Source organism: Pseudomonas sp. S30_BP2TU TE3576 (assembly GCF_050436025.1).
GTDB lineage: Bacteria > Pseudomonadota > Gammaproteobacteria > Pseudomonadales > Pseudomonadaceae > Aquipseudomonas.
The window spans coordinates 1,020,197-1,039,866 of record NZ_JBNDLK010000001.1 but is presented as its reverse complement, the minus strand read 5'-3'; the positions used below and the strand labels follow the sequence as shown (position 1 = coordinate 1,039,866).

At 59.5% G+C, this 19,670-nt stretch carries 20 protein-coding genes and 4 tRNA genes; 19 read left to right on the top strand and 5 right to left on the bottom strand.

Annotation, left to right across the window (positions count from 1 at the left end):
- Positions 1-24 precede the first annotated feature (24 nt).
- The 6 genes from ABIA48_RS04670 to ABIA48_RS04645 all read left to right on the top strand — a co-directional run bounded on the left by ABIA48_RS04670 (position 25) and on the right by ABIA48_RS04645 (position 6,081).
- Positions 25-780 carry an enoyl-CoA hydratase family protein gene (locus tag ABIA48_RS04670; protein WP_429487229.1) on the top strand — a complete coding sequence of 252 codons (756 nt, stop codon included), beginning with the start codon at positions 25-27 and terminating at the stop codon, positions 778-780.
- A gap of 10 nt (positions 781-790) precedes the next feature.
- Positions 791-1,957 (top strand): acyl-CoA dehydrogenase family protein, encoded by a 1,167-nt coding sequence (locus ABIA48_RS04665; protein ID WP_429492788.1) that lies wholly within the window; start codon positions 791-793, stop codon positions 1,955-1,957.
- A 10-nt stretch (positions 1,958-1,967) separates the two neighbouring features.
- Positions 1,968-3,023 carry an acyl-CoA dehydrogenase family protein gene (locus tag ABIA48_RS04660; RefSeq protein ID WP_429487228.1) on the top strand — a complete coding sequence of 352 codons (1,056 nt, stop codon included), beginning with the start codon at positions 1,968-1,970 and terminating at the stop codon, positions 3,021-3,023.
- Positions 3,024-3,199: 176 nt separating this feature from the next.
- The gene (locus ABIA48_RS04655) at positions 3,200-4,348 is read left to right on the top strand and encodes an acetyl-CoA C-acetyltransferase (protein ID WP_429487227.1); all 1,149 of its coding nucleotides are present in this window, start codon (positions 3,200-3,202) and stop codon (positions 4,346-4,348) included.
- Between the two features lie 152 nt (positions 4,349-4,500).
- Positions 4,501-5,376 (top strand): SDR family oxidoreductase, encoded by an 876-nt coding sequence (locus tag ABIA48_RS04650; protein ID WP_429487226.1) that lies wholly within the window; start codon positions 4,501-4,503, stop codon positions 5,374-5,376.
- Between the two features lie 195 nt (positions 5,377-5,571).
- Positions 5,572-6,081 (top strand): DUF1993 domain-containing protein, encoded by a 510-nt coding sequence (locus ABIA48_RS04645; RefSeq protein WP_007986510.1) that lies wholly within the window; start codon positions 5,572-5,574, stop codon positions 6,079-6,081.
- A 189-nt stretch (positions 6,082-6,270) separates the two neighbouring features.
- Here ABIA48_RS04645 and sstT read toward each other — a convergent pair whose 3' ends face one another.
- Complete coding sequence (gene sstT / locus ABIA48_RS04640) at positions 6,271-7,503, bottom strand: serine/threonine transporter SstT (RefSeq protein ID WP_429487225.1); 1,233 nt, start codon at positions 7,501-7,503, stop codon at positions 6,271-6,273.
- 466 nt (positions 7,504-7,969) lie between these two features.
- On the opposite strand from sstT, the gene ABIA48_RS04635 reads away from it, so the two are divergent.
- Complete coding sequence (locus ABIA48_RS04635; RefSeq protein WP_429487224.1) at positions 7,970-9,127, top strand: MFS transporter; 1,158 nt, start codon at positions 7,970-7,972, stop codon at positions 9,125-9,127.
- Between the two features lie 5 nt (positions 9,128-9,132).
- On the opposite strand, the gene nhaR is transcribed toward ABIA48_RS04635, so the two are convergent.
- Positions 9,133-10,032, bottom strand: coding sequence for a transcriptional activator NhaR (nhaR, locus tag ABIA48_RS04630; protein WP_429487223.1), 900 nt, complete (start codon positions 10,030-10,032; stop codon positions 9,133-9,135).
- A 135-nt stretch (positions 10,033-10,167) separates the two neighbouring features.
- Here nhaR and ABIA48_RS04625 point away from each other — a divergent pair, with 135 nt between their 5' ends.
- Together ABIA48_RS04625 and ABIA48_RS04620 are read left to right on the top strand one after the other, a co-directional pair.
- Entirely contained in the window at positions 10,168-10,410 is a 243-nt protein-coding gene (locus ABIA48_RS04625) for a hypothetical protein (RefSeq protein WP_204934586.1), read from the top strand.
- Between the two features lie 29 nt (positions 10,411-10,439).
- Positions 10,440-11,189, top strand: a complete 750-nt coding sequence (locus tag ABIA48_RS04620) for a TerC family protein (protein ID WP_429487222.1) — start codon at positions 10,440-10,442, stop codon at positions 11,187-11,189.
- A gap of 79 nt (positions 11,190-11,268) precedes the next feature.
- Here ABIA48_RS04620 and ABIA48_RS04615 read toward each other — a convergent pair whose 3' ends face one another.
- Complete coding sequence (locus tag ABIA48_RS04615; RefSeq protein ID WP_007986498.1) at positions 11,269-11,436, bottom strand: hypothetical protein; 168 nt, start codon at positions 11,434-11,436, stop codon at positions 11,269-11,271.
- A gap of 179 nt (positions 11,437-11,615) precedes the next feature.
- Between ABIA48_RS04615 and ABIA48_RS04610 the strand changes: the two genes are divergently transcribed.
- From ABIA48_RS04610 to ABIA48_RS04600, 3 genes are all read left to right on the top strand, one after another.
- Positions 11,616-12,350 (top strand): peptidase C39 family protein, encoded by a 735-nt coding sequence (locus ABIA48_RS04610; protein WP_429487221.1) that lies wholly within the window; start codon positions 11,616-11,618, stop codon positions 12,348-12,350.
- A 91-nt stretch (positions 12,351-12,441) separates the two neighbouring features.
- Complete coding sequence (locus ABIA48_RS04605; protein ID WP_007986494.1) at positions 12,442-12,648, top strand: DUF6021 family protein; 207 nt, start codon at positions 12,442-12,444, stop codon at positions 12,646-12,648.
- Positions 12,649-12,665: 17 nt separating this feature from the next.
- Positions 12,666-12,881 (top strand): hypothetical protein, encoded by a 216-nt coding sequence (locus ABIA48_RS04600; RefSeq protein ID WP_008001568.1) that lies wholly within the window; start codon positions 12,666-12,668, stop codon positions 12,879-12,881.
- A 57-nt stretch (positions 12,882-12,938) separates the two neighbouring features.
- On the opposite strand, the gene pbpG is transcribed toward ABIA48_RS04600, so the two are convergent.
- Both pbpG and folD read right to left on the bottom strand, forming a co-directional pair.
- Positions 12,939-13,877 carry a D-alanyl-D-alanine endopeptidase gene (gene pbpG, locus ABIA48_RS04595; protein ID WP_007986491.1) on the bottom strand — a complete coding sequence of 313 codons (939 nt, stop codon included), beginning with the start codon at positions 13,875-13,877 and terminating at the stop codon, positions 12,939-12,941.
- Between the two features lie 237 nt (positions 13,878-14,114).
- On the bottom strand, positions 14,115-14,969 hold the full coding sequence (folD, locus tag ABIA48_RS04590) for a bifunctional methylenetetrahydrofolate dehydrogenase/methenyltetrahydrofolate cyclohydrolase FolD (protein WP_310060164.1): 855 nt from the start codon (positions 14,967-14,969) through the stop codon (positions 14,115-14,117).
- Positions 14,970-15,243: 274 nt separating this feature from the next.
- On the opposite strand from folD, the gene ABIA48_RS04585 reads away from it, so the two are divergent.
- The 7 genes from ABIA48_RS04585 (at position 15,244) to clpX (ending at position 19,543) form a co-directional block, all read left to right on the top strand.
- Positions 15,244-15,320, top strand: a tRNA-Arg gene (locus tag ABIA48_RS04585).
- 32 nt (positions 15,321-15,352) lie between these two features.
- A tRNA-His gene (locus ABIA48_RS04580) sits at positions 15,353-15,428 on the top strand.
- Positions 15,429-15,484: 56 nt separating this feature from the next.
- A tRNA-Leu gene (locus ABIA48_RS04575) sits at positions 15,485-15,569 on the top strand.
- 77 nt (positions 15,570-15,646) lie between these two features.
- Positions 15,647-15,722, top strand: a tRNA-His gene (locus tag ABIA48_RS04570).
- 386 nt (positions 15,723-16,108) lie between these two features.
- Positions 16,109-17,419, top strand: coding sequence for a trigger factor (gene tig / locus ABIA48_RS04565; protein WP_007982206.1), 1,311 nt, complete (start codon positions 16,109-16,111; stop codon positions 17,417-17,419).
- A gap of 92 nt (positions 17,420-17,511) precedes the next feature.
- Positions 17,512-18,147 carry an ATP-dependent Clp endopeptidase proteolytic subunit ClpP gene (gene clpP, locus ABIA48_RS04560; RefSeq protein ID WP_310060158.1) on the top strand — a complete coding sequence of 212 codons (636 nt, stop codon included), beginning with the start codon at positions 17,512-17,514 and terminating at the stop codon, positions 18,145-18,147.
- Between the two features lie 112 nt (positions 18,148-18,259).
- A complete protein-coding gene (gene clpX, locus ABIA48_RS04555; RefSeq protein ID WP_007982210.1) occupies positions 18,260-19,543 on the top strand; it encodes an ATP-dependent Clp protease ATP-binding subunit ClpX in 1,284 nt (427 codons plus the stop codon).
- Positions 19,544-19,670: the final 127 nt, after the last annotated feature.

Below are 19,670 nucleotides of genomic sequence, written 5' to 3'. Positions count from 1 at the left end.
CATGCATTGTGAAGGAAGGAAACCATGAAACCATTTAGCGTCAGGTTAGATAACGGCATTGCCGAACTGGTGTTCAACCGGCCACCGGTCAACGCTTTCAATTGCCAGGGCTGGACCGATATCGCCAGCGAGATCGAAGGCCTGGGCCGCAACAGCGACGTGCGGGTGATCGTGATTCGCGCCGAAGGTCGCGGCTTCTGCGCCGGGGTTGATATCAAGGAACTGGCCGCCGACGGCAACCTGATCGTCGCGGTGAACAAGGGCAACTACGACAGCTTCAAGGCCATTCACCGCAACCCGAAACCGGTGATTGTCGCCGTGCACGGCTTCGTGCTGGGCGGTGGCATCGGCATCTGCGGCGCTGCCGACATCATCGTCGCGTCCGAGTGCGCCACCTTCGGCGTGCCGGAAGTTGATCGCGGCGCCATGGGCGGCGGCGCGCATTTGCAGCGGCTGTTCCCGGTGCAGAAAGTCCGCCACATGTACTTCACCGGCGAGCCGATCGACGCCGCCGAGGCGTATCGCCTGGGCGCCGTGGAGCGGGTGGTCAAGCGCGAAGACTTGCGCGAAGCCGCGTTGCAGATCGCCCGCACCATCGCCGCCAAGAGCCCGGGCATGATCAGCCTGGCCAAGGAAGCGTTGACCGGCATTGAAGACGGCAATCTGGAAGACAAATACCGCTGGGAGCAGGGCTTCACCCTCGAAGCCTACCGCTCACTGGACTCTCAGGAAGCACGCGACTCGTTCGTCGAGAAACGCGATGCCCGATTCAACGGCTGAAGGCATATCCATGGACCTGACCTATACCCCGGCCCAGCAGGCCTTTCGCGTTGAGGCGCGGACCTGGCTGGCGGCCAATGTACCGAGTGAACCGCTGCAATCGTTCGACACCGAACAGGGCTTTGCCGAGCACCGCGCCTGGGAAGCCAAACTCAACGAAGGCCGTTGGGGCATGGTCACCTGGCCGACCGAGCTCGGCGGGCGCGGCTGCGACCTGATCGAATGGCTGATTTTCGAAGAGGAATACTACCGTTCCGGGGCACCGGCACGGGTCAACCAGAACGGCATCTTCCTGCTCGGCCCGACCCTGATGGAGTACGGCAGCAAAGAACAAAAGGCACGGTTCCTGCCGCGCATGGCCACCGGCGAAGACATCTGGGCCCAGGCCTGGTCCGAACCGGGTGCCGGTTCCGACATGGCGGCGATCCGCTCCAAGGCTGAACGGGTGGGCGACCACTACGTGATCAACGGCCAGAAAACCTGGTCGACCCGCGCGGTGTGGGCCGATTGGGCGTTCGGTATTTTCCGTACCGACTCGCAGTCCCAGCGTCATCACGGCCTGACCTTTATCCTGCTGCCGCTGGACACGCCGGGCATCACCGTGCGGCCGATTCCGCAGCTCAACGGCTTGCCGGGTTTCGCCGAAATCTTCTTCGATGACGTCAAGGTGCCGGTGGAAAACGCTCTTGGTGGCGAGGGCATGGGCTGGCACGTGGCGATGTCCACCGCCGGGTTCGAGCGCGGTTTGCTGCTGCGTTCGCCGGCGCGCTTCCAGGAAACCGCCAAGCGTCTGGTGCAGCTGTACCTGGCCAACCGCGAGCAGGCCGACCGCGACCCGGCCATCGGAGAGGCGGTGATGCGCGCCTGGCTCGATGCCGAGGCGTACACCCTGAGCACCTACATGACCGCCTCGCAACTGGTGCGGGGCGGCAAGATCGGGCCGGAATCGTCGACCAACAAGATCTTCTGGTCCGAACTCGACCAGCGCATGCACGACACCGCCATGAGCATTCTTGGTTTGCGTGGCGAGCTGCTGCCGCAAGCCCCGGCCGCCGGTGACGTCGGCCATTGGCTGGACGGTTTCCTGTTTGCCCAGGCCGGGCCGATCTACGCCGGCACCAACGAGATCCAGCGCAACATCATTGCCGAACGCATGCTCGGCATGCCGCGTGCCTGAGGAATAGACCATGGACTTTAGTTTCAGCCGCGACCAACTGCTGTTTCAGGACAACGTCCGCAGCTTCCTGATCAACGAAGTCACCCCCGAGCGCATTCGCGAACTGTGGCAGAGCGACAGCGGGCGCAGTGAACGACTCTGGGCGCAACTGGTGGGGCTGGGCCTGACCGCGCTGACCGTGCCCGAGGCGCAGGACGGCATGGGCATGAATGAGCTGGACTTCGTGCTGATTGCCCAGGAATGCGGTTACGCCGGTCTGCCTGAGCCGTTGGTGGACACCATGCTGGTCGGCGTGCCGTTGCTCGCCGCCCTCAATGAGCAACACGCGACGCTCAAGCAATACTGGTTGACGCGGGTCGCCGAGGGCAGTGCGCGGCTGGCCGTTTCCGAACCGGGCAATCCGCTGGTCAGCGATGCCCATGTTGCCGATCTGCTGTTGTTGGCCAATGGCGATGAAGTGCATGCACTGGAGCGCGACGCCGTGCGCCTGATCCGCAACGAGTCGGTCGACCCGAGCCGTCAGTTGTTCCAGGTCGAATGGACGCCAACGCCCGCCACCTGTGTCGCCAGCGGCGAACAGGGACGGCGCTTGTGGGCAGCCGCCTTCAACCGTGGCGCCCTCGCCAGTGCCGCGCAATTGCTCGGGCTGGCCAAACGCATGGTCGACCTGGCGGTGGACTACACCTTCGAGCGCAAGCAGTTCGGCAAGCCTGTCGGCTCGTTCCAGGCGGTCAAGCATCTGATGGCCAACGTCGCGGTGCAGATCGAGTTTGCCAAAGGCCCGCTCTACCGCGCCGCTTATGCGCTGGCCGAACAGCAACCGGGGCAGGACGTGCTGGTGTCCCACGCCAAACTGGCAACCGCGGAAGCGGCCATGCTCGCCGCGAAGAACAGCATCCAGGCCCACGGCGCCATGGGTTACACCTGGGAAGTCGACTTGCAACTGTTCATGAAACGCGCCTGGGCGCTGGACAAGGTCTGGGGCGATCGCGGCCGTCATAAAGGACGGATTCGCGCGGCGCTGTTCGACGGCAACCCTGCGCTGGGTGCGGGCAATACTTTCTAACGGCGACTGTGGTTGATGCTCGTCAGTAAGAGCGCCGAAAACCCTGTGGGAGCGGGCTTGCTCGCGAAGGCGGCATGGCAGGCAACATCAATTTTGAATGTGCCGGCCTCTTCGCGAGCAAGCCCGCTCCCACAGGTTATCGGCGCCTGATTTTACTTTTTATACCGAGGTAGACCATGCCTGAAGCTTATATTGTCGACGCCCTGCGCACGCCCACCGGGCGGCGCAAGGGTGGTCTGAGCCAGATCCACGCCGCCGACCTGGGCGCCCACGTATTACGTGCGCTGGTCGAGCGCAATGACATACCCGACGAGGATTACGACGACGTGATCTTCGGCTGTGTCGACACCATCGGCCCGCTGGCCGGTGACATCGCCCGCACCAGTTGGCTGGCGGCCGGCCTGTCGCAATCGGTGCCGGGCACCACCATCGATCGCCAGTGCGGTTCGTCCCAGCAAGCGGTGCACTTCGCCGCCCAGGCGGTGATGAGCGGCACCCAGGACGTGGTCATCGCCGGTGGCGTGCAGACCATGACCCAGATCCCGATTTCCTCGGCGATGATCGCTGCCGAGCCCTTGGGCTTCACCGATCCGTTCAGCGGCTCCGAAGGCTGGGTGCGGCGCTACGGCGCGCAACCGCCGACGCAATTCCGTTCGGCGCAGATGATCGCGGAAAAGTGGGACCTGTCCCGGGCGCAGCTCGAAGCCTATTCGCTTGAGTCCCATCGACGTGCCTTGCAGGCCATCGAGCAAGGCCGCTTCAACCGCGAAATCGTGCCGTTGGCCGGTGTGCTGCACGATGAAACGCCACGCCAGACCAGTCTGGAAAAAATGGCCGAGCTGGAGTTTCTGTTCGGTTGCGACCGGGTCACCGCCGCGGTGTCGAGCCAGACCTGCGACGCCGCCAGCGCGATGCTGATCGTCTCGGAGGCGGCGCTCAAGCGTTACGGCCTGACGCCACGGGCACGCATCCATCACCTGAGCGTGCGCGCCGAAGACCCGATCTGGATGCTCACCGCGCCGATCCCGGCCACCGCCTACGCGCTCAAGCGTGCCGGCATGAAGCTCGAAGACATCGACCGCGTGGAGATCAACGAAGCCTTTGCTTCGGTGGCCATGGCCTGGCTCAAAGAGACGGGCTATCCCCACGACCAGACCAACGTCAACGGCGGCGCGATTGCCCTCGGCCATCCGCTGGGCGCCACCGGCACCCGCTTGATGTGCAGCCTGCTGCATGAGCTGGAGCGCAGCGGCGGACGCTTTGGCATGCAGACCATGTGCGAAGGCGGCGGCCAGGCCAACGTGACCATCATCGAACGCCTGTAAATCAGAACGCCACCAACCCCTGTGGGAGCGGGCTTGCTCGCGAAGGGGCCATGAGATTCAACATTGATGATGACTGACTCACCGCCTTCGCGAGCAAGCCCGCTCCCACAGGGGATTGTGTCGATTAGTTATGAATCTGAAGGAATACCCGCATGAATATCTGTGAAAACCGCGTCGTGATCATCACCGGCGCCGGCGGTGGACTGGGCCGCGCCTATGCACTGGCCTTCGCTGCCGAAGGCGCGAAAGTAGTGGTCAACGACATCAACCGCGAAGCGGCACTGGCTGTGGTAGGCGAAATCCTCGGCCAGGGTGGCAGCGCCGTGGCCAACAGCGACGACATCACCCGCTACGATTCGGCAGGGTTGATCGTGCGTCAGGCCATCGAAACCTTTGGCGACCTGAACGTGGTGGTCAACAACGCCGGCATCTGCCGCGACCGCATGTTCGCCAGCCTCAGCGAATCCGACTGGGACAGCGTGGTGGCCGTGCACCTGAAGGGCCACTTCTGCATTTCCAGCCACGCCGTGAAGTACTGGCGTGAACAGGCCAAGGGCGGCGCCAAGGTCGATGCGCGGATCATCAACACCAGTTCTGGCGCCGGTTTGCAGGGTTCCATTGGCCAGTCCAACTACGCAGCGGCCAAGGGCGGTATTGCCTCGCTGACGCTGGTGCAGGCGGCTGAACTGCACCGCTACGGGATCACCGCCAACGCCCTGGCGCCGGCCGCGCGTACCGGGATGACCGAGCAGGTGTTCGCCGACACCATGAAAAAGCCTGAAGAGGGCTTCGATTACTTCGCCCCGGAAAACGTCGCGCCGCTGGTGGTGTGGCTGGGTTCCGAGGCGTCCGCCGAGGTGACGGGGCAGATGTTCGAAGTCGAGGGCGGCAAGTTGTCGATTGCCGACGGCTGGCGCCGTGGCCCGCAACTGGATCGCCAGGGCCGCTGGGCGGTTGGCGAGATGGGCGATGCCGTCGCGCAACTGCTGACGCAAGCGGTCCCGGCGGCCAAAGTGTACGGCAGCTGAAAAAGACCGGTCTCAGATGGGCGGCGCACGGCTATAATCGGCCAAAATCGAACCTCTGTGGGAGCGAGCTTGCTCGCGATGGACTCCAGCGCGACGCGTGTATTCAGACAGAACGCGTTATCGTTCACGTCCATCGCGAGCAAGCACGCTCCCACAGGTTTCCCGCGATCCTCCCGTCACCACACGAGACCTGCCATGACCATTTCCCTGTATGACGCTTCCGTGCCTGTTTTCCAGCAAATGCTCAACGCCCTGAGCGATGTACTGAAAAAGGCCGAGGCTCACGCCACCGAAAAAAACATCGACCCTAACGCGTTCCTGCAAGCGCGCCTGTTCCCGGACATGTTCCCGCTGGTGCGTCAGGTGCAGATCGCCGTTGATTTCAGCAAAGGCGTTTCCGGTCGCCTGGCCGAAGTCGAATTGCCGAAGTACGACGACAGCGAAACCACCTTCGCCGAACTGCAAGCGCTGATCGCCAAGGCCCTGGCTTTCATCGGCAGCATCAAACCGGAGCAGATCAACGGCAAGGAAGGCATCGAGATCGTCACCCGCCCGGGCACGCCGAAAGAGAAACGCTTCAGCGGCCAGTCCTACCTGCTGACCTACGGCCTGCCGCAGTTCTTCTTCCACGTCACCACCACTTACGCACTGCTGCGCCACAACGGCGTGGAAGTAGGCAAGCGCGACTACATGGGCGCGTTCTAAACCGCCCAGGTACAAAAAAGCCCCCGCAACCTCAGGCTGCGGGGGCTTTTTCATGTGCACGCATTGTTCAGCTACACCACAAATCCTGTGGGAGCGGGCTTGCTCGCGAAGGCGGAGTGTCAGCTACATCAATGTTGGCTGACCCACCGCTTTCGCGAGCAAGCCCGCTCCCACATGGGGTGGTGTGTGTCAGGCCAATCGTGCTGCTTTCTGCTCTTCACCCAGGCAAGCCGCCGCGGTGAACAGCACGTCGGTAGAGGAGTTCAGCGCGGTTTCCGCCGAGTCCTGCAACACGCCGATGATGAAACCCACCGCCACCACCTGCATGGCGATTTCGCTCGGGATGCCGAACAGGCTGCACGCCAGTGGAATCAGCAACAGCGAACCACCGGCCACCCCCGAAGCACCGCAGGCGCAGATCGCTGCCACGACGCTCAGCAGGATCGCAGTCGGAATGTCCACCGCGATACCGAGGGTGTGCACCGCCGCCAGGGTCAGCACGGTGATGGTGATCGCCGCGCCGGCCATGTTGATGGTCGCGCCCAGCGGGATCGATACCGAGTAGGTGTCTTCGTGAAGGCCCAGGCGCTTGCTCAATTCCAGGTTGACCGGAATGTTCGCCGCCGAGCTGCGGGTGAAGAATGCGGTGATGCCGCTCTCGCGCAGGCAGGTCAGCACCAACGGGTACGGGTTGCGGCGCAGTTTCCAGAACACGATGAGCGGGTTCATCACCAGTGCCACGAACAGCATGCAGCCGAGCAGCACGGCCAGCAGGTGCGCGTAGCCGATCAAGGCGCCGAAGCCGGAGGTGGCGAGGGTCGAGGCCACCAGGCCGAAGATGCCCAGCGGGGCGAAGCTGATCACCAGGCGTACGATCACCGTCACGCCGTTGGACAAGTCGCCCAGCACTTCGCGGGTGGTGTCGCCGGCATGGCGGATGGCGATGCCCATGCCGATGGCCCACGCCAGAATGCCGATGAAATTGGCGTTCATCAGGGCGCTGACCGGATTGTCGACCACGCTCAGCAACAGACTTTGCAGCACTTCGCCAATCCCGCCCGGCGCCGTGACCGCGACGTCCTGGGTCGACAGCACCAGGCTCGACGGGAACATCATGCTGGCAACCACCGCGACCACGGCGGCGGCGAAAGTGCCCAGCAGATACAGGAACAGAATCGGCCGGATGTGGGTTTCCTGACCGTGTTTATGGTTGGCAATCGACGCCATGACCAACACAAACACCAGAATCGGCGCGACGGCTTTCAATGCGCTGACAAACACTTTGCCGATGAACGCCGTGGACTTCGCCGCGTCAGGGGCAAACAGGGCCAGGGCAATACCGGCGATCAGGCCGATCACAATCTGCGTGACCAGGCTCAAGCGTTTGAGGCGTTGCAATAGAGAAGGGGATGAAGCAGTCATAAAACGGCATCTCTGATTTTTTTAGGTGCAAGGTTTCGCAGGTGTGCAGCAACAAACAGGGCAGGCCGCAGACGGGAAACCGAGTGGGGAACACAGGGATCAATGTCATTTAAGGTGTTGAACGTCGCATTTCTTGTGGGAGCGAGCTTGCTCGCGATGACGGTGGCACAGTCCATAGTTGCGTTGTCGGACAGTCCGCCATCGCGAGCAAGCTCGCTCCCACAGGTTTTGCCCTTAAATAATCGGCATTAACCACAGGGTGTACGTTTTTCAGGGCGCGGACTTTATCACAGCGCAGGCACGATCCTTCAGACCTGTGACGATCCGCCACTCGGGCAATCAACGAGATCGGCAGGTTCGTGCAACTCTGACTGGAAACACTCTGTTAAGCTTCGCCATCCTCATTTTCATGTCTGCCAGTGGGCCTCCGGGCTATCGCTGGTGTCGTCGTTTTCTGGAGTTGTGCATGCGGTTATTGCCCATTCTTCTGTTGTCTGCCGCCGGTTTCACGGTGCTGACCACGGAATTCATCATTGTCGGCCTGTTGCCGGCTATCGCCCGCGACCTTGACGTCAGCATCCCGCAAGCGGGTTTGCTGGTGACCCTGTTCGCCTTCACTGTGGCCGCGTTCGGGCCGTTTCTGACTGCCTATTTCGCTCGCTTCGAGCGGCGCAAGCTGTTCATCTCGGTGCTGATCCTGTTCGGCCTGGCCAACACGCTGGCGGCGCTGGCGCCGAACATCTGGGTGATGGCGTTTGCCCGGCTGATCCCGGCGCTGGGGCTGCCGGTGTTCTGGGCGCTGGCCAGCGAGACGGCGGTGGACATCGTCGGGCCGGATTACGCCGGTCGCGCCATTGCCAAGATCGGTTTCGGCATTGTCTGCGCTACGGTGTTCGGCATTCCGGTGGGCACGCTGATTTCCGACGCGTTCGGCTGGCGCAGTGCCTTTGCCATTCTGGCGGTCATCGCCTTTGCCAAGGCGTTGCTGCTGTTTATCTACCTGCCGAAGACCAACTTGCACCAGCATCAGGTGAGTTTCATTTCGCAGTTCAAGATCCTGCGCAGCCCGCTGATGCTGGGGCATGTGTTGCTGTCGGTGATTGTGTTCAGCGGCATGTTCACGGCCTATACCTATTTGGCCGATATCCTCGAGCGTCTGGCGGGCTTCAACGGCACCGTGGTCGGCTGGTGCCTGATGGGCTTCGGCGCGGTCGGGCTGATCGGCAACTCCCTGGGCGGCCGGGCGGTGGATCGTCATCCGCTGATGGCGTCGATGATGTTTTGTGCATTCATGATTGCCGGCCTGGTGGCGCTGGTGCCGAATATCCATTCGCCGGTCGGTCTGGCGGCGGCGATGGGCATCTGGGGCGTGACCCAGGCAGCGTTGTTCCTGGTCAGCCATGTGCGCCTGATGAAAGCCGCACCCGAGGCGCCGGCGTTCGCCGCGTCGCTGAACATCGCCGGGGCCAACCTCGGCATCGGCCTGGGCGCGATGATCGGTGGGCGGGTGATCGACAGCGTCGGCCTGCAAGGCCTTGGCTTCGCCGCGGCGGCTTTTATCCTCGCCTCGATCCTGCTGGCGATTGCGCTGATGACCTTCCAGCCCCGGGAAGTTTGCGCCTGAGCGCCTTAAAACTCGGTAAACAGCTGACGTCGGGCACCTTCGGTAATGGCAACAATGCCGGGGTGTCTGACCTTGCGCTCCACTGAGATGGCATAGAACGACTCGCTCACCGCGTCGGTCTGGCCGATCACTTCCACGCCATACTGGCGTTGCACTTCATCGGCAATCACGCTCGGGCCGATGAAAATCCCGCTGCCGGATTGGCCAAAAGCCTGCATCAGGGCGCTGTCGTCAAACTCGCCGACAATTTGTGGCTGGATCTGCTGCTCGGCGAACCAGCGCTGCAAACGGCTGCGTACTACGGTTTCCGGGCCGGGAATCAGCAGCGGCGCACCGTGCAGATTGCGCGGAAAGTCGTGACCGTAACGTGCCGCCAGCTCAGGGGTGGCAAAGAAGCTGATCCCGCACTCACCGAGTTTCTGGCTGTAGCCCTTGATGTCCAGGTGCGACGGCATCGGGCTGTCGGAAATCACCAGATCCAGGCGCTGGATCGCCAGGTCGGCCAGCAAGCGTTCTAGTTTGTCCTCGCGGCAAGTGATGCGCAGTGGTTCGCTCAACTCCATGGTCGGTGCGATCAGGCGATAGACGATGGATTTGGGCACTACGTCCGCCACGCCGACGCGAAACAGAATCTGCTGTTCATTGGGTTGTGCCCGCAACATCAGCTCCAGTTCGCCGCCCAGCTGAAACATTTGCTCGGCGTAGGACAGGGTTTGTCGCCCGGCTTCGGTGAGTTCCAGTTGCCGGCCTACCCGGCGAAACAATTCGATACCGTAGGTTTGTTCGAGCAGGGATATTTGCCCGCTGATGGTCTGGGGTGTCAGGTTCAGCTGCTCGCAGGCGCGCACGATGCTGCCGGTCTTGGCCACCACCCAGAAGTAATGTAACTGCCGATAGTTGAGCATGTTGGTCTACAGTTCGTAAAAACCGAAGTATAACCGCTGAAAATACGAATTTTCCTGAAGTGTTCCTCTCCCTAGAATGCGTCGCTATCAACGGGCCATCGTTCAGGTCCCGTTTGTTCTATCGAGGAAAGCATCATGAAGCTGAAAACCACGGCACTGTTGATCACGTCTTTACTGGTACTGGCCGGTTGCGACCAGGCTGAGAAAAGCGCGCAACAGTTGATGGGCAAGGCCGCCGAAAGTGCCAAACAGGCGATTGACGATACCCACAAGGCCGCCGAACAAGCGCTCAGCGATGCCACCGGCGGGTTGAGCGGCAAAAAAGAATCACCGGAAAAAGATGCGGAAAAATCCGAATCTTCCTCCCAGGAAATCTAAACCGTATTACAACGAGTCAGGACTGACCCATGGACTACCTTTTACAACTTGCCGCCAGCCCCACCGCCTGGGTCGCCCTCGCCACCCTGGTAGTGATGGAAATCGTGCTCGGCATCGATAACCTGATCTTCATCTCGATCCTGACCAACAAACTGCCCGAGCAGCACCGGCAGAAGGCGCGACGCATCGGTATCGGCATGGCGCTGATCCTGCGACTCGGCCTGTTGAGCACCATCGCGTTCATCGTCCAGTTGACCGCGCCGGTGATCGAGATTCTCGGCCATGCGTTCTCCTGGAAGGACATGATCCTGATCGGCGGTGGCCTGTTCCTGTTGTGGAAGGCGACCACCGAGATCCATCACAGCATGGACCCGGCCCCGGAAGATCCGACCTCGAAGACGTCGACCGTGACCCTGGGCTTTGCCGCTGCGATCGGTCAGATCCTGATGCTGGACATGGTGTTTTCCATCGACAGCATCATCACCGCAGTCGGCATGACCGAGCACTTGCCGATCATGATCATCGCGGTGGTGGTGTCGGTGCTGGTGATGTTGTTTGCGGCTGATCCGCTGGCCAAATTCATCAACGATAACCCGACGGTGGTGATGTTGGCGCTGGGCTTCCTGATCATGATCGGCATGACGCTGATTGCCGAAGGCTTTGGCGCCCATGTACCGAAAGGCTACGTCTATGCGGCCATGGCATTCTCGGCTTCGATCGAGATGTTGAACATGATGTCCCGCCGGGTAAGGCAGAAGCGGGTTGCTGCTGAAGCTTAATCGTTGCTGAAAGGAACGGCCGCCTGAACTCCAAGGAGTGCAGGCGGCCGTTTTTGTTTGCATCGGCTAAAAGTCTTTGTCAGTGAGCGTTGGCGTGTTGGCTCGGCGTCTTGTCCGTTTTCGGCGCAGGTGCTGGCTGAACAGGGTGATGGTGGCGACGGGTAATGCGCAGCACGCCCCACAGCATGGCGCCGGCTACCGCCAGCCAACCGGAAATCAACATCACAATGATCATTGTCAGGCTCATCCGTGCCTCCTCTTTGCCCCGTTACGGGCGCACACGCATTGCTGCTGTCGCATCAGGGAACAGTCTAGCCGTTGCTGCATTTCAGGCTATTGACCGAAAGTCGCCTGTCACCAACCAGTTCGCTCTATCGAATGCACTCAACTACCGTTTAGAGCTATACCGTAGCGGCGCGGCAACCTATGATCGACAACCAAGCCAGGAGTGGGGTTGCCTGGCGTCTGAACCTGAACAAGAGAGAGATGATGGTGCGGGTATTTTCTCGAATTTTGTCGGCCATGCTGATAGCGGGTTGCGTGGCAAGCCTGGCGGGCTGTGCCGGTAGCGTTGCTCCCGAGATCAAGCGTTTGCCGGAGCGTGTCGAACTCAGCGGCCGATTCTATCGGGGCGATGCCTATCAAAGCGGGCCGCAGGTACTGGCCAGCATGCTGTCCCAGCAGGGCATCGTGATCACCCCGGGTTTGCTCGACAAGCCCTTGCATTTGCCGGGGGGCGAAGCCCAGTTGCAACAGAACATGCAGAACCTGGCCCGCGAGTACGGGATGATCGTTTATCCCGTCGACAGCAACCTTCCGGCTTTATTGACGCAAGTCGCCGCCGGATATCCGGTGATGGTGCGCTTCACTGAAGGCTCGGCCATGTGGGCCGAACCGCGTTACGCCATTCTTGCCGGCTACAACCGTCAGAAGCAGACGGTCCTGCTGCGCGCCGGGATGAATCGCCGCGAACTGATGAGCTTCAGTTCCTTCGAGTCGGCGTTCAAGGACGCCGGTGGTTGGGCCGTGCTGATCCAGAAGCCGACGCAGATCCCGGCTCAGGTCGATCAGCAGCGTTGGCTCAAGGCCGCCAACGATCTGGCTCAGGCCGGTCAGGAACAAGCGGCGACCAAGGCTAAAAAAGCCTTGGCCGCGCAGTAAGTCCGTTGGTCACCCGACGGGCACCATTGCCCGTCGCCAGCCTCTGATCTATAACGACCTGCAACCATCGGTTCGAGATCAGGAGGTGCCCATGGCTCATCCCCCCACGCCTGTTGGCCCGCATTCATCTGAACATTCCTCCGGTGATGAACTGGGGTTCGACCCGGATTCCCCGGACCTTTCCGATCCTCAGGTTGATCCCGTCGGACCGGCCAAGGCACCGAGGGATGTGAAACCGGGCGACAACCCCAAGGCCCCGGCCAAACCCTACGATCCACTGGGCAATCTGAAACCCTAGGTCCAATGGAGGTGCGTATGTCTACCGATTCCAGTTTCGACGATAAGCGTCCGGAAACCGTTCCGACCACTCCCGAGCAGGACACGGACCCAGTGATGGATCCGGACAGCCCGATGCGCGATCCGCTGGCGCGGCCGACGGTGGTGCCGACCAAACATCCGCAGGACTGGCGAGACCCAAGCAAAGGTGATGGCATTCCGGATGATGACCAGATGCCTCTGCCCAACGATTAACAGCTGACGAAAAAAAGCCCCGAATGATCGGGGCTTTTGCCTGCTGTAGCTGCCTGCTTACTTCGAAGCTTCAACTACACCACTCTGGCGCTGCTTGAGGTTCTTGTCCGATTTGTACTGCAGGGCTGCAGAAGCCACATTGGCGCTCTTGCCAGTTTCGACCCAATTGCGGATGCGGGCAGCATCGGCAAAGTGTGTGTATTTGCCATAAGCGTCCAGGAGCACCAGGGCAACCGGACGGTTACTCATCCGGGTCACCAGCACCAAGCAGTGACCGGCTTCGTTGGTGAAACCGGTTTTCGTCAGTTGAATGTCCCAGTCCGGCTTGCGGACCAAATGGTCGGTGTTGCGAAAGCCCAGGCTGTAGTTGGGTTTACGGAACGAGACGGTTTTTTCCTTGGTCGTGCTCAGCTCTGTCAGCAACGGGTATTTGTGCGCGGCGATCAACAGCTTGCTCAGGTCGCGAGCGGTCGACACGTTGCGCGGGGAAAGACCAGTCGGCTCGACGAAATGCGTGTTGGTCATGCCCAGTGCCCGGGCCTTGGCGTTCATTGCAGCAATGAACGCGGCATAGCCGCCCGGATAGTGGTGCGCCAGAGTCGCGGCGGCGCGGTTTTCCGAAGACATCAGGGCAATCAGCAGCATTTCCCGGCGCGGCAGTTCGCTGCGCAGCTTGACCCGGGAGAACACGCCTTTCATTTCCGGTGTGTCGCTGATGTTGACGTCGATGTATTCGTCCATGTTCTGTCGGGATTCAACCACGACCAGGCCAGTCATCAACTTACTGACGGAAGCGATCGGCACCACCACGTCAGGGTTGCTGGCATAGATGACTTTGTTGGTCTGTATGTCCAGCAGTAAGGAACTGCCGGAAGCGAGCTTGAGTGTCTTCGTCTCTCGCGGCGCTGCGGTGGTCTCGTCAGCACTGGCGATTGGCGTGAGGAAAACCCCTGTAACTGCAAAAAATAGGCTCAGGATGGAAAGACGGATTTTCACGCTGGCAGACTCATAAAGTGTTGATAAGCCGTTTTGTAACGGGCTATTTCTTAAAAAGCGCGACATTCTGGAGTATGGCTGAATAACTGTCGATGGTTGTTCAAGTAACAGGTGAAAGTCCTGAGAAACATGAAAAAAAAGTAATTTTCCGTCGGGTGGTCGAGCTTGTTTCGCAGGCAAAAAAAACCCCGCCAAGGGCGGGGTTCTTTGACACGCTGTCAGCGTCTGCGGTGAAACTCAGCTGTGCAGGGTTTCAGCGGCGTACAGGGTGTTTTCCAGCAGGCAGGCACGGGTCATCGGGCCAACGCCGCCCGGTACCGGAGTGATCCAGCCGGCGCGGGGCAGGGCGGTTTCGTAGATGACGTCACCGACCAGCTTGCCGTCGTCCTGACGGTTGATGCCGACATCGATCACGATCGCGCCTTCCTTGATCCATTCGCCTTTGACCAGGCCGGGCTTGCCAGCGGCAACGACGACCAGGTCCGCACGGCCGACATGGCCGGCCAGGTCCTTGGTAAAGCGGTGGGCGACTGTCACGGTGCAGCCGGCCAGCAGCAATTCCATCGCCATCGGGCGGCCAACAATGTTGGACGCACCGACCACCACGGCATTCATCCCGTAGAGATCGGCCCCGGTGCTTTCCAGCAAGGTCATGATGCCTTTGGGGGTGCATGGGCGCAGCAGCGGGATACGCTGGGCCAGGCGACCGACGTTATAAGGATGGAAACCGTCGACGTCTTTGTCCGGACGAATGCGCTCCAGCAGTTTGGAGGCGTCCAGGTGTTCGGGAAGCGGAAGCTGAAGCAGAACGCCGTCGATTGCAGGATCGTCGTTCAGGCGATCGATCAGGTCGGCGAGCGCTTCTTGAGTGGTTTCGGAAGGCAGGTCATAAGCTTGGGATAGAAAGCCGACCTCTTCACAGTCTTTACGCTTGTGCGAGACATAAACCTGAGAGGCAGGATCGCTGCCGACCAGGATCACCGCAAGGCCGGGCGTGCGCAGGCCTTGCTGGCGACGCTCGGTGACACGTTGGGCGATCTGCTGGCGCAGGCTGGCGGCGATCGATTTGCCGTCGATAAGTTGTGCAGTCATTGCGCGTGATTAACCATCGAGAGGGGAAAAAAAGAGAACGCATTCTCGCATGTCATGCGGTGAGGGCAAAGGCGCTTGGTCTGCAAATTCCCCTAACTCCTTTAATTAAATGAATTTTTTTTAAAAAGGATTTGACGACCTTAAGGGGGCTCTATACTATTCGTCGCACTTGTCGGGCACAGCCTAGCACTGGTTAAGAAGGTTGAGCAGGATTACGATTCTGCAAGACTGGAAAGCACTTAGTTTGTAGTCCTCCAAGGTTACAGCTAACAAGGCGCCCGTAGCTCAGCTGGATAGAGCATCCGCCTTCTAAGCGGATGGTCGCAGGTTCGAGTCCTGCCGGGTGCGCCATTAGGCAGCATTGGCACAAGTAGCGCAATATGGTGGGCGTAGCTCAGTTGGTAGAGCACGGGATTGTGACTCCCGTTGTCGTGGGTTCGATCCCCATCGTCCACCCCATATTTCGAAAGGCGCCAGATTAACAGTCTGGCGCCTTTGCTTTAACGGATTCATCCGCGGATGTGGTGGAATTGGTAGACACACTGGATTTAGGTTCCAGCGCCGCGAGGCGTAAGAGTTCGAGTCTCTTCATCCGCACCAATTAAAGCTTCACTCAGGCCGTTGGCCTGGCTGGAGCTTGATAAAGAAGTTGTTTGGCTTCTTTAACAGGCAATATGGTGGGCGTAGCTCAGTTGGTAGAGCACGGGATTGTGACTCCCGTTGTCGTGGGTTCGATCCCCATCGTCCACCCCATATTTCGAAAGGCGCCAGATTGAAAAGTCTGGCGCCTTTTTTGTTTCAGCGGCTGCCGGTTCCGGGCCGCAGGGGCAGGGCGTTTCGTCGTATTTATGTTTCTCGATGATGCCGTCCTGTCCGCCGGCCTCGCTTGCGAGATCGGCTGTCAGGGAGATGATTGGCTACCTCTTCTATATATAGAAGGGTTGGTGCAGAGCCCTGGCGTGATTGGTTGTATTTGCCATCGGGGCGAGGTGCACCCGTGCATTCGCACCTATAAATTGCCTGCTGCGTTTTTACCCGTTTTCAGTAGGGTGACTTCTTGAGTTTGACCCACTAGAATGCATGCCCTTGATTCTGGGGTCGGAAACGGCCGGCTAACGTCTGTGCAACGAGGAATATCCATGCAAGTTTCTGTTGAAAATACTACTGCTCTTGAGCGCCGCATGAGCGTCACCGTGCCGGCTGAGCGCATCGAGAGCCAGGTCAACAAGCGTCTGCAGCAGACCGCCCAAAAGGCCAAGATTGCTGGCTTCCGTCCAGGCAAGGTGCCAATGAGCGAAATCAAGCGCCGTTTCGGTGCCGATGCTCGTCAGGAAGCTGTAGGCGACGTGATCCAGTCTTCTTTCTACGAAGCTGTGGTTGAGCAGAAGCTGAACCCGGCTGGTTCGCCTTCGATCGAGCCTAAATCCCTGGAAGCAGGCAAGGACCTGGAATACGTCGCTGTATTCGAAGTGTTCCCTGAGTTCACCGTTGCCGGTTTCGAAGGTATCACCGTCGAGCGCCTGAGCGCTGACGTGGCTGATGCCGATCTGGACAAGATGCTGGAAATCCTGCGCAAGCAGAACACCCGTTTCGAAGTGGCCGATCGCGCTGCCCAGAACGAAGACCAGCTGAACATCGATTTCGTCGGCAAAGTCGACGGCGAAGTGTTCGCTGGTGGTTCCGCCAAGGGTACTCAGCTGGTTCTGGGTTCCGGCCGCATGATCCCGGGTTTCGAAGATGGTCTGGTTGGTGCAAAAGCCGGTGAAGAACGCGTTCTGAACCTGACTTTCCCAGAGGACTATCAGAACCTGGACCTGGCTGGCAAAACCGCCGAGTTCACCGTGACTGTAAACACTGTTTCCGAGCCAAAACTGCCAGAGCTGACCGAAGAGTTCTTCGCTCAATTCGGCATCAAGGAAACCGGCCTGGAAGGCTTCCGCGCCGAAGTTCGCAAGAACATGGAGCGCGAGCTGCGTCAGGCGATCAAATCCAAGGTCAAGAATCAGGTGATGGACGGTCTGCTGGCCACCAACCCGATCGAAGTGCCAAAGGCTCTGCTGTCCAACGAAGTTGACCGTCTGCGCGTGCAGGCTGTTCAGCAGTTTGGCGGCAACATCAAGCCAGACCAACTGCCGGCCGAGCTGTTCGAAGAACAAGCCAAGCGCCGTGTGGTACTGGGTTTGATCGTGGCTGAAGTGGTCAAGCAGTTCGACCTCAAGCCTGACGAAGCTCGCGTTCGCGAAATGATTCAGGAAATGGCTTCGGCTTACCAGGAGCCTGAGCAAGTTGTGTCCTGGTACTACAAGAACGACCAGCAACTGAACGAAGTCCGTTCGGTTGTGCTGGAAGAGCAAGTTGTGGATACTGTTCTGCAGAAAGCTAGCGTGACCGACAAATCGGTCTCTTACGAAGAAGCGGTCAAACCGGTAGAAGCTCCACAAGCCGACTGATTGTTACTGCGTTAGAAGCACACACCATAAGCCAGCTCTCGAGCTGGCTTATGCGTATTCAAGACATAACTATTTGGGAGTGACTGCAGAGCATGTTCCGTAATTCGTATATTCAGCAGAACTCTGATGTCCAGGCCGCAGGTGGCCTGGTCCCGATGGTTGTCGAGCAGTCCGCTCGTGGCGAGCGCGCCTACGACATCTACTCGCGCCTGCTCAAGGAGCGAGTGATCTTTCTGGTTGGTCCGGTAGAGGACTACATGGCCAACCTGATCTGTGCGCAACTGCTGTTCCTTGAAGCGGAAAACCCGGACAAGGACATCCATCTCTACATCAACTCCCCGGGCGGTTCGGTGACGGCGGGCATGTCGATCTACGACACCATGCAGTTCATCAAACCCAACGTGGCCACCACCTGTATCGGTCAGGCGTGCAGCATGGGCGCGTTTCTGCTGACGGCCGGTGCCCCTGGCAAGCGTTACTGCCTGCCGAACTCGCGTGTGATGATTCACCAGCCACTGGGCGGTTTCCAGGGCCAGGCGTCGGATATCGAAATCCATGCCAAGGAAATCCTCTTTATCCGTGAGCGCCTCAACACGCTGATGGCCATGCATAGCGGGCGCACTCTTGAAGAAATCGAGCGCGATACAAACCGCGACAATTTCATGAGTGCAGAAGCCGCGCGTGAGTACGGGTTGATCGATGAAGTGATCACTCAGCGCCCTGCTTAAAATAAGCAGCTCAAAATAGGGTTGGTCGGCGGGTCCGATCACCTGCGGGCTTGAAAAAGCCCGCAATAGCCTTCATCTTGTGTTGCAAGCCTATCGGATTTGGATCGAACGAATGACTGACACCCGCAACGGCGAGGACAACGGCAAGCTGCTCTATTGCTCCTTCTGTGGCAAAAGCCAGCATGAAGTGCGCAAATTGATTGCCGGCCCCTCGGTCTTTATCTGCGACGAGTGCGTCGACCTGTGCAATGACATCATCCGCGAGGAGGTGCAGGAAGCACAGGCCGAAAGCAGCGCGCATAAATTGCCTTCGCCTAAAGAAATCAGCGGCATCCTTGATCAGTATGTGATTGGTCAGGAGCGTGCGAAAAAGGTTCTGGCCGTAGCGGTGTACAACCACTACAAACGCCTGAATCAGCGTGACAAAAAGAATGACGACGTCGAACTCGGCAAGAGCAACATCCTGCTGATCGGCCCGACAGGCTCGGGTAAGACCCTGCTTGCCGAAACACTGGCCCGCTTGCTGAACGTTCCGTTCACCATCGCTGACGCAACCACCCTCACCGAGGCGGGTTACGTGGGTGAAGATGTCGAGAACATCATTCAGAAACTGCTGCAGAAATGCGATTACGACGTAGAAAAAGCCCAGATGGGCATTGTCTACATCGATGAAATCGACAAGATTTCGCGTAAGTCTGACAACCCGTCGATCACCCGGGATGTTTCCGGTGAAGGCGTGCAGCAGGCCCTGCTCAAGTTGATCGAAGGCACGGTCGCTTCCGTTCCGCCACAAGGTGGTCGCAAGCATCCGCAGCAGGAATTCCTTCAGGTCGACACCCGTAACATCCTGTTCATCTGCGGTGGTGCGTTCTCCGGTCTGGAAAAGGTTATTCAAAACCGTTCCACCAAGGGCGGCATTGGTTTCAACGCGGAAGTGCGCAGCAAGGAAGAAGGCAAGAAGGTGGGCGAGTCCCTGCGTGAAGTCGAGCCTGACGATCTGGTCAAGTTCGGTCTGATCCCGGAATTCGTCGGTCGTCTGCCGGTACTTGCCACGCTGGACGAGCTTGACGAGGCTGCGTTGATGCAGATCCTCACCGAGCCGAAAAATGCTCTGACCAAGCAATATGCCAAATTGTTCGAGATGGAAGGCGTTGATCTGGAATTCCGTTCCGACGCTCTGAAATCGGTCGCCAAGCGTGCCCTGGAACGTAAAACCGGTGCCCGTGGCCTGCGTTCGATTCTCGAAGGTGTATTGCTCGACACTATGTATGAAATCCCCTCGCAATCCGAGGTGAGCAAAGTAGTGATCGATGAAAGCGTGATAGAAGGCAAGTCCAAGCCACTGTATATCTACGAAAACAGTGAGCCGACCGCCAAGGCCGCGCCAGACGCTTAAGCGTCACGCAGCTTGAACAAAGAAGGGGCCTTCGGGCCCCTTTTCTTTTAGTGCGTTTTAACACTGTCTTTGCGCTTGTTTTTTTTCAAGGCAGCCCCCATCTTGGTTTCAAGCTTAATTCCATCTG